The organism is Streptomyces sp. NPDC090445, assembly GCF_044769385.1.
GTDB lineage: Bacteria > Actinomycetota > Actinomycetes > Streptomycetales > Streptomycetaceae > Streptomyces.
In genome coordinates, this window is the sequence record NZ_JBIVXV010000003.1 from 549,937 (window position 1) to 563,651 (window position 13,715).

General features: G+C 75.4%; 11 protein-coding genes and 1 pseudogene. 4 read left to right on the forward strand and 8 right to left on the reverse strand.

What is annotated here, in order from left to right; genetic code table 11:
• Positions 1-51 precede the first annotated feature (51 nt).
• The gene (locus ACIQUT_RS10500; protein ID WP_403561512.1) at positions 52-1,188 is read left to right on the forward strand and encodes a DUF2330 domain-containing protein; all 1,137 of its coding nucleotides are present in this window, start codon (positions 52-54) and stop codon (positions 1,186-1,188) included.
• Positions 1,189-1,214: 26 nt separating this feature from the next.
• Here the strand turns inward: ACIQUT_RS10500 and ACIQUT_RS10505 are convergent, their stop codons facing one another.
• The 8 genes and pseudogenes from ACIQUT_RS10505 to ACIQUT_RS10540 form a co-directional block, all read right to left on the reverse strand.
• Positions 1,215-1,595, reverse strand: coding sequence for a hypothetical protein (locus ACIQUT_RS10505; RefSeq protein WP_403561514.1), 381 nt, complete (start codon positions 1,593-1,595; stop codon positions 1,215-1,217).
• 157 nt (positions 1,596-1,752) lie between these two features.
• Positions 1,753-2,109: pseudogene (locus ACIQUT_RS10510) on the reverse strand (alcohol dehydrogenase catalytic domain-containing protein); the annotation flags it as partial.
• A 65-nt stretch (positions 2,110-2,174) separates the two neighbouring features.
• Positions 2,175-3,029: a DMT family transporter gene (locus ACIQUT_RS10515; protein ID WP_403561516.1), complete on the reverse strand. Its 855-nt coding sequence runs from the start codon at positions 3,027-3,029 to the stop codon at positions 2,175-2,177.
• Between the two features lie 92 nt (positions 3,030-3,121).
• Entirely contained in the window at positions 3,122-3,958 is an 837-nt protein-coding gene (locus ACIQUT_RS10520; RefSeq protein WP_403561518.1) for a RimK family alpha-L-glutamate ligase, read from the reverse strand.
• Positions 3,955-4,872, reverse strand: a complete 918-nt coding sequence (locus tag ACIQUT_RS10525; protein ID WP_403561520.1) for a RimK family alpha-L-glutamate ligase — start codon at positions 4,870-4,872, stop codon at positions 3,955-3,957. Before ACIQUT_RS10525 ends, ACIQUT_RS10520 begins: the two co-directional genes overlap by 4 nt.
• Before the next feature lie 434 nt (positions 4,873-5,306).
• Positions 5,307-6,050, reverse strand: coding sequence for a zf-HC2 domain-containing protein (locus ACIQUT_RS10530; RefSeq protein WP_403561522.1), 744 nt, complete (start codon positions 6,048-6,050; stop codon positions 5,307-5,309).
• Positions 6,047-6,643, reverse strand: coding sequence for a sigma-70 family RNA polymerase sigma factor (locus tag ACIQUT_RS10535; RefSeq protein ID WP_403561524.1), 597 nt, complete (start codon positions 6,641-6,643; stop codon positions 6,047-6,049). Before ACIQUT_RS10535 ends, ACIQUT_RS10530 begins: the two co-directional genes overlap by 4 nt.
• Positions 6,644-6,740: 97 nt before the next feature.
• Positions 6,741-7,742, reverse strand: a complete 1,002-nt coding sequence (locus tag ACIQUT_RS10540; RefSeq protein WP_403561526.1) for a DUF1996 domain-containing protein — start codon at positions 7,740-7,742, stop codon at positions 6,741-6,743.
• Between the two features lie 114 nt (positions 7,743-7,856).
• Here ACIQUT_RS10540 and ACIQUT_RS10545 point away from each other — a divergent pair, with 114 nt between their 5' ends.
• The 3 genes from ACIQUT_RS10545 to ACIQUT_RS10555 all read left to right on the forward strand — a co-directional run bounded on the left by ACIQUT_RS10545 (position 7,857) and on the right by ACIQUT_RS10555 (position 13,711).
• Entirely contained in the window at positions 7,857-8,594 is a 738-nt protein-coding gene (locus ACIQUT_RS10545; RefSeq protein ID WP_403561528.1) for a DUF1838 family protein, read from the forward strand.
• Positions 8,595-8,949: 355 nt separating this feature from the next.
• Entirely contained in the window at positions 8,950-10,743 is a 1,794-nt protein-coding gene (locus tag ACIQUT_RS10550; RefSeq protein ID WP_403561529.1) for a S8 family peptidase, read from the forward strand.
• Between the two features lie 196 nt (positions 10,744-10,939).
• Positions 10,940-13,711, forward strand: a complete 2,772-nt coding sequence (locus ACIQUT_RS10555) for an AAA family ATPase (RefSeq protein ID WP_403561531.1) — start codon at positions 10,940-10,942, stop codon at positions 13,709-13,711.
• Positions 13,712-13,715 lie beyond the last annotated feature (4 nt).

Here is a 13,715-nt window from a genome sequence, read left to right on the forward strand (position 1 = left end):
ACACACGGCCGGAACCGGATCACACGGCCGGTCGTCTGAGACCGCGTGTGGATGAGAAACCGAATCGCAGCACTGCTCCTGCTCCTCCTCGCGACCCAGCTGGGCTCGCTGATCAGCCCCGCGTACGCGTGCGGCTGCGGGGCGATGGTCCCCGACGGCACGTCCAGGATCGGCGTCTCGCGCGAGACCTCCGCCGTGCGCTGGGACGGCCGGACCGAGGAGATCGTGATGCGGTTCACGGTCGCCGGGAACGCCCGTCGGGCGGCCTGGATCATGCCGGTGCCGACGCGGGCGTCGGTGGAGCTCGGCGACGCGGACCTCTTCCGCAAGCTCACCTGGCTGACCCGGCCCGAGCACAAGGCCCGGCACTACTTCTTCCCCCGCTCCGGCGACTGGCCGTTCTCCACCGGCGGCGACAGGGCCGCCGCGGAGGCTCCGGCCGCCGGCGGTGACGCCTCCGTCGGCGTCGTCGGCCGCGAACAGCTCGGCGACTTCGACGTCGCGCGCCTGACCGCCACCGACCCGGACGCGCTGCGGCAGTGGCTGGAGTCCAACGGGTTCACGATGCCCGACACCCTGGCCACCGAGGTCAAGCCGTACGTGGACCAGAAGTGGGAGTACGTCGCGGTACGCCTCGCCCCCCGGAAGCAGGGCAGAGTCCTGTACGGCACCCTCGACCCGCTGCGGATCCGCTTCGACAGCGAGCGGCTCGTCTACCCGATGCGGCTGTCCCGGATGGCGAAGACCCCCCAGTCGCTGGGCCTGTACGTGCTGGCCGACCACCGGATGGAGCCCGTCTCCCTGATCGGCGGCTCCGCACCGAAGGTCACCTTCGCGGGCAAGGTCGCCGGGACGGACGAACTCGCCCCCCTCACCGGCGGCCGCGAGACCTTCCTCACCGCGATCGACCAGGAGTTCCCGGAGCCCGGACGCATCTCGGGCGACCACGAACTGCGCGCCGCCCCATCCGACACCCCGTACCGGCGGACCGTCTACCACGACGAGCTGCTCGTGGTCGGCGGATTCCCGGCCTGGATGCTGGCCCTGGGCGCGGTGCTCGTGGCGGTGGGCGCCGGGGCCTTCGTCTGGCTCCGGCGCCGCCGGGCTGAGGCTCCGGCCGCATCCGGCACACCTGCCGCTCCCGGCGCATCCGACGCTCCTGCCGGGCCGCCGGCCGCCGGCGCCTGACCGGGGGAGCGGGGGAGCGGGCCGGGCTACCTCGGGAGCGGCGGGACCGTATACGTGCCGCCCGGGTCGAACGGGGGCGGCGTCCGGTCCGGGACCGGCGTGTGCTTCGGCGCCGGCGGCGGGTCGGTGCCCCGGTCGGGGTTCTGCGGGATCTCCGGGGTCACCGGACGGGTGCTCGTCCTGGGCCGCGCACCGGGGGTTTCCGTCGGGTCGGGTACGCCGGCCGGTGTCGGCGCCGCCGACGGGGTGGGCGACGACGCCGGGCCCGGTGCGGTCGCCGTCGGCGAGGCGGGGGCGGACGGCGCGGCCGGATCCTTGCCCGGACCGCCGGAGCAGCCGCCGACCAGCAGCCCGGCCACCAGTACGCCGGTCACGGCGCGCGCCGCGGCAGTACTGCGGGACGTCACACCCACCACCCACCCCCAGGGAAACGGTCGTTCGTCCGATCGATGCGATCGGATCGCGGGCCAGATCGTAGCTCAGGACGCGGCGGACGCCCCCGGCCGGATGATCGTCACCCCGCGCCCCGGCGCCGACCCCATCGCCGCGAGCGCCGCCGGCGGCGGCGAACGATCCCCAGTGCTTGAACCCCGGCTGCGTCTGTAGGGTGCACACCTGCTGATCGCCCGCCGCGCAGTCGGCGCAGCTCCCGCAGGCGCACACGAACGGCACCGTCACCCGGTCCCCGGCCCGCCAGCCGGTGACCCCGGAGCCCACGGCCTCGACCACGCCGGCGAGTCCGTGCCCCGGCACGTGCGGCAGCACGGTGTCCGGATCGTGCCCCATCCCCCCGTGCCAGTCGCTGCGGCACAGCCCGGTCGCCTCGACGCGCACCACCACCCCGCCCGGGGACGGACTCGGATCCGGCACCTCCCGGACCTCGGCCGGCCGCCCGTACCGCTCGAACACCACCGCGCGCATCGCACCCGCCCACTGCTCGACTCCCGCGCACGCTACCGGTTTCGGCCCGCGGGGGAGCGCACCGGTCAGGGCCCGCCCGCGCCGGCCCGGGCCAGCGCGAGGACGCCCGCGCAGATCAGGGCGATGCCCAGCAGCTGGGGGAGGAGCCACCACCCGGACCGCAGGTGCTCGTCGTACAGGACAACCCCCAGCGCGATGCTGAACGTGGCGTCGCCCAGCGTCAGCGCGGGCTGCGAGGCGACCAGCGGCCCGCCCTGCATGGCGTGTTCGAGCAGCAGCAGCGCGCAGATGCCGCTCACCGCGAAGGCGTACGTCTGCCAGGCGGTCAGGAACGCGCCGATCCCGCCCTCCGCGAGGAGCGGGACCGAGTCCTTCATCAGGGCGGCGGTGAGCGCGTAGCAGACGGCCGTGGCCGCGCCCAGGCAGCCCGCCCGGGCCCGCCCCGCCGGTCGGCGCAGCCCGGCGAGCGCCAGGGCCGGCGCGGCCCCCGCGCACACGGCGAGGGCGGGCAGCCACCGGTCGAGCGGGACGTGCGTGAGGTTCCCCGTCGGCGCGGCCGCGGCCAGCGCCAGCCCGAGCCCGGCCACCACGGCGGCCACGGCCGCCCACAGCGCCCCCGGCAGGCGCCCCCGCACCACCAGCGAGGCGATCAGCAGCGCGAACGGCAGCTCCAGCACGAACAGCGGCTGTACGAGCGCCAGCGCGCCCGTGGCGAGCGCCGCGGCCTGCCCGGCCCCGGCCGCGATCACGGCCAGGATCCCGGCGACCCACACCGGCCGCCGCAGCAGGTCGAGGATCAGCCCCGGCCGGAACCCCTGGCTCTGCGGCACCGTCAGCGCCGCCCGCCGCTGCAGCACGGTGGCCAGCGCGTTGCTGAGCGCCGCGAACAGCGCGAAGAGGACCGGCAGTACGACGCCCATCCGCCGATCCTCGGCTCCCCGCCCCGCCCCACCCCACCGACACGCCCCGCCGCCACCGAATCGGCGGCTGCGGCCGAGACGGCCCGTGGGGCTCAGCCGTGGCGGGTCGTGGCGCGGGCGAGGGCCAGGCGGGCGAGGGCCTCGGGGGCGCCGGCCTGGCCGCGGATGCCGGGGAAGGCGTTCACGTCCACGACCAGCGGCACACCGCCCCCGGTGTCGATGACGTCCACGCCGTACACGTCGAGCGCGAACACCTCGCCCACCCGCAGCACCAGCTGCTCCCACCCGGCGGGCAGTTCGCCGAGGGCGAGCGGCAGCGTCGGGCCGCGGCCCTCCGGTGCGAGCTCCGAGCGGCGCAGGGCGGCGAAGACCCGCCCGCCGACGGCCCACAGCTTGTGGTCCCAGCCGTTGTTCGGCGCGAAGTCCTGGACCACGACCGGCTCCTGCGGCCACTGCGCGGCCAGCTCCCGCAGCCGGGCCGCGTCGTCGGCCCGGGCCACCAGGTCGTGGCGGCGGCTGTGCCGGCTCTTGACCACCACGGGCCCGTCCGGCACCGGGTCGCCCGAGGCCGCCCAGGCCCCGAGGGAGTCATGGGTACGGGTCGCCGCGAACGGCAGCCCGGCCCGTACGGCCAGCTCCGCCATCGCCGTACGGTCCTGGCAGAGCGTCGTCGCCGCCGCCGTGTTGACCACCGGCGCGCCCTGCCGCTCCAGCTCCCGCGCCAGGGCGAGGGCCTGCGGCGTCCGCGCCTTCAGCAGGTACACGTCGGCCAGGGGCGGGGCCAGGGGCGGGGCCAGGGGCGGGGCCGGGGGCCCGGCCGCCGTCCCCGGATCCAGCGGTTCCACCCGGTGTCCGGCGGCGCGGAGCAGCCCGGCCGCGGCGGCCAGCAGCGGATGGTCCGGGTCCGGCGTGATCAGGCAGATCCTCACAGCGCGGCCTCGCCCGCCCGCACGGCCTGCACGGGAATCGGCACGGGCACCGCCCGCGGCCGCGGACGGCACACCGACGGGGCGGGGTCGGCTGCCGCACCGCCCGTCCGCGATGCCAGGCCGAGCACCGCCCGGGCCACCCGGGCCGCCGCGTCGGGGACCTGGCGGAAGCTCGGGAAGTCGTTCACGTCGACCACCACCGGCCCGTCGGGGCCGAGCAGCACGTCCACCCCGTACAGGTCCAGCCCGTAGACCGCGCCGACCTGCGCGGCGATCGCCGCCACCTCCGCGGACAGCGGGATCCGCCGCTCCCGGACGGCCGGGTCCGGGTGCAGCGGGGAGCAGCGCTCCGTCGCGAACAGCTCGCCGCCGACCGCGTACACCTTCACGTCGGTGCCCGCATTGGGCACGTACGGCTGGGCGATCAGCATGCCCTCGGCCGCGAGCGCGGGCAGCAGCGCCTCCAGCCGATCCGGCGAGGGCACCAGGTGCACTCCGCGGCCGGAGCTGCCGTCCGCGGGCTTGACGACCAGCGGGTACTGCGCCGCGGGTATCTCCCGCAGCAGGTCCGGCCGGGCCACCGCGTACGTCTGCGGCATCGGCAGGCCCCCGGTGCGGCCGATGGCGGCGGCCAGCGCCTTGTCCCGTACGCCGCGGATCGACCGGGCGTCGTTGACGGTGGTGGCCCCGGCCGCGGCGGCGGCCTCCAGCAGGGTGAGGCCGGGTCCGCCGGACACGGTCTTGAGCACCCACGCGTCGTGCGTGCCGGCGTCCATCAGCTCGGTCATGCGCAGCAGCGAGCCGCCGGGCCGCAGTACGTCCACCCGGTGTCCCCAGGCGGTGAGCTGCCGGATCACCTCGTTGGGCATGCCGTCGTGGCGGTAGTGCTCCTCCACCAGGAAGCAGAGCCTCATGGACCTTCCCCACCCTGTTGTCGCCGGACGTCCGCCGATTACGTCCGGCGAGCTGTGACGTCACAGGATGTCATGGACCGCAATGTGATGATCGGTCCGGTCCGCGGTATGTGCACATTTCGGCCCCCAGGCTCGCGGGGGACCGGGACCTGCACGCCGTCGGGGCTCCGGCTCCCGAATCCAGCGGATACCCCGCCAGCGGCGCGGGGAACTGCGCGCCCGACCACAGCGGACCCGCACGCCGTCGGGGCTCCGGCTCCCGAACCCAGCGCGGTCCGGGGGATACCCCGCCAGGGGCGCGGGGAACTGCGCGACCAGCCACGGCGGACCCGCACCCGCACGACCCGCACACCCCGCACACCCCCCCAAAGACGGGGGAGCCCGGCCCGCCATCACTGGCGGGCCGGGCTCCCCCGAAGAAGGGCGACGTCGGGTCAGACGGCCGCAGGCACCGGCACGGAGACGAACGTCTTGCCCGCCTCGTTCTCGACCAGCACCTCGCGGACGTCCGCGGGATCCACCCACGCCGAGCCGTCCAGCGCGGCCCCCTTCGCCTCGCCGCCCGCCTGGCTGCCCACGACCCAGCTGCCGGCGGTGCTCTTCTTGCCGTCACGCGACACCACGACCAGCCGGCACCGCTCGCCGGGCGGCACCCCCGTCACGGCCGCGTGTACGCGCACCCACTTCGCGGCCGGGGTGACCTGTACGGTCATCCGCGCCCCGGTGCCCGCGTCGGTCGCGGAGGCCACCCTGGTCCCGGCCGGCGGCGGGGACGGCGCCGCCGTGATTCCCGTGCCCGGCCCGGGCGGCTGGGCGACGGCTCGGCCGTCACCACCGCCCAGCTGGGCCCCGGCCCAGAACACCGCGGCCAGTGAGGCCGCCGCGGCCAGGCCGGCGAGGCCGAGCCGGCGGCGCCGGTCGGCGGAGGCCTCCCCGCGGACCTGCCGCAGCGTCCGCTGCAGCATCAGGTCGCCGCCCTGCGGCGGGCCGTCGAGGAACGCCTCGGGGGGCACCTCGCCGAGCGCCGCTTCCATCTCACGCAATGCGGCCACCTCCTCCCGGCAGCGCACGCAGCCGCGCACGTGCGCCTCGACCCGGCGGACGTCTTCCCCGTCCAGGACTCCGAGAACGTACGGGCCGAGGAGTTCCACCTCGTGCTCGTATTGCTGCCGGTTCATGCCACCACCTCCCGCAGTCCGGCGGGCTGCTGGGGCGGCCTGCCCATTCGATTGCCCTCCTTGGCGCCGTTTTGCCTGAACACCTCGCGCAATGCCTTGAGTGCGTAGTGCGAGCGTGATTTGACCGTACCGGCTGGGATGCCGAGGCTGTCGGCCGCCTCGGCCACACTCAGCTGCCGGTAGTACAACTCCTTCAGCACGTCCCGGTGTTCCGGGGACAGCTGGTCGAGCGCCCCGAGGACGGTCATGGTGTCCACGACCGAGTCGGCGTGGTCCACCTCGACCGGCGGCGCGGCCGCCTCTCCGGAGACCTCCTGCGGTCGGGCCGCCTTGGCCCGGTAGCGGTCGGTGACGATGTTGCGGGCGACCGTCAGCAGCCAGCCCCGCACCGAGCCTTTTCCGTTGACCAGCGCCTCCGAGTGCCGCCAGGCCCGGATGAGGGTCTCCTGGACGACGTCCTCGGCGGTCGCCCGGTCCCCGGTCAGCCGGGTGGCGTACGCCAGCAGCGCATGGCCGTGCTCCTCGTAGACCGACCTGATCAAGGCCTCGTCGGTCGAGCCCCGCCGCGTACGGGGCCACAGTGGTCCGGCCATCGCACCCTCTCTCCGTCTTCCGTGCCGAGTCGTGCGGTCAGAACACGCGGTACGGCGGGACGCGGTTCATGTGAGCTGCGCCACAGTCGACGGTCCCTCATGTGCGGCAGGCGAGGCCCTCGTTGAGGCAGTCCACGACCGCGGCCATCTGTGCGTCCGTCATCGCGTTCACGAACATGGCGTGGTCCGTCCGCGGGCTGTGCCGCTGCTCGGGGAAGGAGTCGATGGCGAGGGGTGCCCCCGGCACCACGTCGTACGCCAGCCGGACGCGCAACTGCGGCACGGGGAAGGTGTTCTGCGGGCACACGCCGTTGGCGGCGGGGAAGACCAGGTGCGAGCGGTGGTTCGGGCTGTCCTCGTCGAGCCCGTTCCAGCAGCTGGGGAAGGCGAGCGTACGGGTGACGCGGTCGCCCTCGGGGCAGCGCGGGTAGTGGGTGGTGGACCGGTCGGGGAGGCCGGAACACCCCCACCGGGCCCGGACGTCGGCGTCGCTGCGCGCGGTGCCGGCCACGGCGTCGCCGGTCACCGCGCGCAGGAAGCGCGGCATCGGCACGACCTTGCTCGCCGGGTTCCCGTGGAACTCCACGGACACCGAGGCCTCCGCCAGGATCTCGCCCGTGTTGCCGTGGCCCGCGGTCCGCTCGTACGGGCGCGTGCCCGGCCGGTCCGTGCGGCGCAGGACCGGCCAGTAGTAGGTGGACCGGTCGCCGCCGCGGCAGCTGGTCGCGGCGGCGGCCAGCGAGGCGTCCGTCGACCGCGCGTCCGCGGACAGGTTTCCCACGTAGGAGTGGGTGTGGTGCGCGCCCCCGTGCAGCCCGGGGGAGACCACGAGGTTGTCCTCGTTGAAGTGGCGTTCCTCGTTGCGCCCGCAGTCCGCCGTCACCGTGCCCGTCGAGGCGTCCGGCCCGGCCGGCGGCTCCGCGGGGCCGGGCGGCACCTCCCGCAGGTCCACGGGGCCTCCCGCGCCCTGCGCGCCCTCCGCGGCCGTGCGCCGGGGGCCGCCGAGGTGTGACGTCCCCAGCACGGCGGCGAGCAGCCCGAGGCCCAGCACCAGGCAGACCAGCAGGGTGAGCAGGCCGCGCTCGTTCCTCTTACTCATGCGGGTCACCGTTGCCGCTGCCCGCCGCAGCGTCAACCTGCCATCCGCATACCGGCCACTCCTCGGCGCCGCGCCCTCTTGCCCGGTCAGCGGACGGCTGCGCAGAGTACGCGGATGACACCGGCTGAGCTTCTGCGCGCCTTCGCCCGCACCCGCGCCTCCCTCGACGGCGCCGAGGTGGTCTTCCACTGGACCGGGGACGTCCACTCCTGGGCCCCGGACGAGCCCTACCGGCGCCTGTTCGGCTTCGAGGGCCTCAACGTCACGCGGCTGGTGCCGGACGAGGAGACGGGCGGATACCGGCTCCTCGCCAGGGAAGCCGCGTTCTACCTCGACCCCGGCACCCGGGACATCCTCGACACATGGGAGGGGAAGCAGGTCGTCCACGTCTGGAACGACCCGGCGAACCTGCAGCTGCGCCCGTTCCCGATCCCGCTCACCCGGCTCGGCGACCAGGTCTGCTTCAGCCTGGAGATCCCGCTCTCCTACCCCTCGCCGCTGCCCGTCGCCGACTACCCGCTCCACTCCTCCGGCGACACCTACCGCGCCCTGGAGCTCTTCCAGTTCTTCGCCCCGGAGGCGGTGCTCACCACCGACGCCCCCAGCGTCCCGTGCGCCATGTCCTGGACGCGCATGTCCCCCTGGCTGCCCTGGATGGAACAGGGGCAGCGGCCGGGCGGGCTCACCTTCCACTGCCGCGGGCGCAAGCTCGGCGGCTACGCCGAAGTCCCCGAGCGGACCCGGGCGTACATCGCCGACCGCCACCCCGAGTACGGTCGCGCGCCGGAGGAATGGACCGCGCCCAACGAGACCAGCTGGACCTATTTCCGCAGGCTGCACCCCGGACACTAGGGAACGCGCGGGTCGGCAGGGGGTGGACAAGGGTTTTCCCCGTATCGCGTTCATCCCCGCGTTGCCTACTGTCTGCCCACCGGCGATCTTCCCCCGAAAGGTCCCCGCCCCAACCCCACATGGTGCGAAGCCGTGCGGCAGGGTCGATCGCCCGCACCGCCGTTGCCCCCGCCCCGCCGATGCGGCCGGGGCAACGCGGCGAGCAGCGGTGGCCGGAGCGGAACTGACCAGCCCGCCCCGGCCCCGTAGTCGCCGGACAACCTCCCACACAGCCCGACCCCGGCCGCTCCGGCCTGCCCGGAAACGGCCCGCGAAAGGGAACACCGTGCACTCAACGCGACGCAGGCTGATATCCGTGGCGGCGATATCCGTCACCCTGCTGGCCGGCTCCGCCACCGCCTCCGTGGCCCTGCCCGGCGCGGAGCCCGCCCCGGCCCCGTCCGCCGCCGCTCTCCCGGCCCCCGGCGCGCCCGCCGCCCCGGCTTCCGCGCCGGTCGAGAACCTGATCGTCGGCTACAAGTCCACCGCCTCCGAGGCCAGCTCCAACGAGGCCGCCGCGGACGACGCCGCCGCCAAGAGCAAGAAGGCCGGCAAGAAGGCCACGTTCGACCGCCGCCTCGGCACCGGTGCCGCGCTCGTCAACCTCGGCGGCGCCACCGCCCCGAAGGACGCGGCCGACCTGATGGCCCAGTTCCGCAGCGACCCGGACGTCGCCTACGTCGAGCCGGACAGCCGCGCCTACGCGATGGCCCTGCCGAACGACACCGACTACGCCAAGCAGTGGGACCTCTTCGAGCCCACCGCCGGCATGAACGTTCCTGCGGCCTGGGGCAAGACCACCGGCTCCGGCGTCACCGTCGCCGTGATCGACACCGGCTACGTGGCGCACTCCGACGTCGCCCCGAACGTCGTCTCCGGCTACGACTTCATCAGCGACTCCGCCGCCGCCCGCGACGGCAACGGCCGCGACAACAACCCGGCCGACCAGGGCGACTGGAGCGGCGCCGGCGAGTGCGGCGTCGGCTCCAAGGCCAGCGACTCCTCCTGGCACGGCACCCACGTCGCGGGCACCATCGGCGCGGCCGCGAACAACTCCAAGGGCGTCGCGGGCATCGCGTACAACGCGAAGATCCAGCCCGTCCGCGTCCTCGGCAAGTGCGGCGGCGCCACCTCGGACATCGTCGACGCCATCACCTGGGCCTCCGGCGGCAACGTCGCGGGCGTCCCGGCCAACGCCACCCCGGCCAAGGTCATCAACATGAGCCTCGGCGGCTCCGGCGCCTGCACCACCAGCTACCAGAACGCGATCAACGCGGCCGTCGCCCGCGGCACCACCGTCGTCGTGGCCGCCGGCAACAGCAACGCGGACGCGGCCGGCTTCTCGCCCGCCAGCTGCAACAACGTCATCACCGTGGCCGCCAGCAACCGCACCGGCGACCGCTCCTTCTACTCCAACTACGGAGCGAAGGTCGACATCGCCGCCCCGGGCGGTGAGACCCGCCGCGCCACCGACACGCCGGGCACCATCACCACCCCCGAGAACGGCATCCTCTCGACGCTGAACGCGGGCGCCACCACCCCGGGCGGCGAGAACTACGAGCCCTACCAGGGCACCAGCATGGCCGCCCCGCACATCGCGGGCCTCGCCGCGCTCATGGTCTCCGCCAAGCCCTCGCTGACCCCGGCGCAGGTCGAGACGGCCATCAAGACCAACGCCCGCCCGCTGGCCGGCACCTGCACCGGCGGCTGCGGCAGCGGCCTCGCCGACACCACCGCCACCGTCAACGCCGTGACCTCGACGTCGACCACCCCGGCCCTCGAGAACACCGCCAACTACACGATCAGCGACAACGCGACCGTGGAGAGCCCGCTCACCGTCAGCGGCGTGACCGGCAACGCGCCGGCCACCCTCAAGGTGGGCGTCGACATCAAGCACAGCTACATCGGTGACCTGAAGGTCGACCTGATCGCCCCGGACGGCTCCGTCTACACCCTGCACAACCGCGCCGGCGGCAGCACCGCCAACATCAACCAGCAGTACACCGTCAACGCCTCCTCCGAGGTCGCGAACGGCACCTGGAAGCTGCGCGTCAACGACAACGCCGGCGGCGACACCGGCTACATCGACTCCTGGAACCTCACGTTCTGAGAGCCCGCCAGTCCTGACCGTTAAGCCCGGATTGTGAAACCCTGCGGAGCAGCCCGACCCCCGGTCCGGCGGCTCCGCAGGGCTTTCGTGCCACCCGACTGAATTCTGCGTCACAATCCGTGTCCACACGGAACGCGACCTCGTATTCTCGCCTCTCACAGGGAAGCCACAGGGAGCGGAAGGCGGGTGGCAGTGGGTGGTCGCGCCGACGGGGCGGTCCGACACGACGGTCGGACACGCCGAACTGGTCAAGGCGGTCGAACACGCCCTGACCGGGCACGGGCGCGCCCTGATCACCGGACCCGCCGGCGCGGGCAAGACCGAGCTGGCCGGCGCCGTCGCGGCCGCCGCCGAGGCCCGCCGCGAGACCGTGCTCACCCTCGCCCCCGAAGCCGCCGACCGGTGGATCCCCGAAGCCTCCGCCGCCGCCCTCCTCGCCTCCGTCCCGTGTGCCGCCCTGGAACGGCTCTCCGGACCCCGGCGCACCGCCATCGCCCTCCTGCGACGCGAGACCGACACCCCGCGCGCCGGCCGCGACCACGTCGCCCTCCGCCTCGCCGTCGTCGAGGTGCTGCGCACCCTCGCCGAGCGCAGCCCCGTCCTCCTCGTCCTCGACAACGCCCAGTGGCTCGACACGGAGACCACCGACCTGCTCCGCTTCGCCCTGCGCCTGACCCCGCCCGGGGTCCGGGTCCTGGTCGCCGAGTGCGTCCAGGGCGGCACCCCGGTCGCCGAGCCCCTGTGCGGCCCCGGCACCCCCGCGATACGCATCCCCCCGCTCGGCGCCGACGAGGTCGCCGAACTCCTCGTCCGCCACGGCCTGCCCGCCCGCACCGCCGGCCGCGTCCACCAGGCCAGCGGCGGCAACCCCCGCCTCGCCCTCGCCCTCGGCCGCTCCCTCGCCGAAGCCGCCGGGAACCGCGACGGCAGCGCCCACCACGCCGACACCCTGCCCCTGTCCGGCCAGGCCCGCGAAGTCACCCGCCGGCTCCTCGCCGAGGCACCCGCCGAAGCCCGCCGCACCCTGCTCCTCGCCGCCCTCGCCGCCCGCCCCACCACCGCCCTGCTGCGCCGCGCCGGCCGGCCCGACGCCGAGGCCGAGCTCGCCGAGGCCGAACGGGCCGCACTCGTCACCGTGGGGGAGGACGGCGCCGTCGCCTTCACCGCCGGCGCCCTGCCCATGGCCCTCGCCGCCGACGCCGGCTGGCCCGAGCGCGCCGCCGGACACGCCGCGCTCGCTGCCGCCGTCGACGACCCCGTCCAGGCCGTACGCCACCGGGCGCTCGCCGTCGACGCCCCCGACGAGTGGCTCGCCGCCGAGATCACCCGGGCCGCCGCCGCCTGCCGCCGCCGCGGCCAGCGCGCCCTCGCCGCCGAGCTCGGCCTGCTCGCCGCCGAGCGGACGCCCTCCGACCGGCCCGGGGACGAACTGGCCCGCCTGGTCACCGCCGCCGAGGACGCCGGCTGGGCCGGCCGCGCCGACCTCGCCCGCCGCGCCACCCGGGCCGTGCTCGCCCGGGACGCCTCCCCCTCCGACCGGGTCCGCTCCCGCCTGGCCGTCATCGACGCCGCCGGCCAGGCGCTGGGCACCCTCGACGAGACCTTCGCCCACGCCATGGACGACGCCGCCGGGGACCCCGCCCTGCAGGCCGCCGTCCGGCTCCGGACCGCCTGGAAGCACAACATCGGCGACGGCGACCCCGTACGCTCCCGCGACGCCGCAGCCGAGGCCGGCCGGCTCGCCGCCCTGGGCGGCGACACCACCGCCGAGGCCATGGCCCTCACCGTCCGGGCCCGCATGGGCCGCATCCTCGGAGACCCCGACGCCGAGGACATCCTCGCCGAGGCCCTCGTCCTGCCGGCGCCCGAGGTACCGCTCGGCATGCGCAACGCGCCGCAGTACCTGGCCGTCCGGCACGCCCTCTTCGACGACCGGGTCGCCGACGCCCGCCGCCAGCTCCTCGTCCTGCTGCCCGCCGTCCAGCGCACCGGCTCCGCCGAGGACGTCTTCGAGGTGCTGCGCAGTCTCACCGAGGCCGAACAGCGCGGCGGCCGCTGCCGGGTCGCCTCCGCACACGCCCGCCGCGCCCTGGAACTCACCATCGAGGCGGGCCTCTCGCCCGGCCCCGCCTGGTACGTCGCCGCGATGGCCGAGGCCCTGGGCGGCAGCTTCGCCCGCGCCGCCGGATACGCCCGCCGCGGCATCCAGGCCTCGCAGGAGGAACGCGACCAGGTGTTCCTCTCGCGCAGCCTGTACGCGCTCGGCCTGGTCGAGCTGGCGACGGGCGAGGCCGCGAAGGCCGTCGCCACCCTGCGCCGGGTCGCCGGACTGGAGGCCGCCCAGCAGGTCGTCGACCCCTCCATCCTGCGCTGGCACGGCGACCTGGCCGAGGCCCTCGTCGCCGCCGACGCGCCCGACGAGGCCGCGGAGCTCATCGACGAGGTGGGGGCGGTCGCCGCCGCCCTCGGCCGTACCCCGGTGCTCGCCGCCCTCGACCGGGCCCGCGGGCTCGTCCTGTCCGCCCGCGGCGACGCCGACGCGGCGGTCGACCTGCTGCGGGACACCGCCGCCCGCTTCGACGCCCTCGGGCTGCCCGTGGAACGCGGCCGTACGCTGCTCGCCCTGGCCCGGGCGGAGCGGCGGCGCCGGCGCCGGGCCCCCGCCCGCACCGCGCTCCGCGCGGCGGCCGAGGTGTTCGCGCAGGCCGGTGCGAAGCCGTGGGCGGAGCTCGCCGGTGAACGGCGGGAGCCGGTGCCCGCGGAGGCGGCCCCGGCCGTGGCACTGGCCGCGCTGACGGAGGCCGAGGCCCGGCTGGCGCTGCTGGTGGCCGAGGGCGCCAGCAACCAGGAGGCGGCCGCCAAGCTGTTCGTCAGCGTCAAGACCGTCGAGGCCCGGCTGACGCGGATCTACCAGAAGCTGGAGGTCCGCTCCCGGGCCCAGCTGGCGACCGCCCTGCGGAGCCGCTGAACCC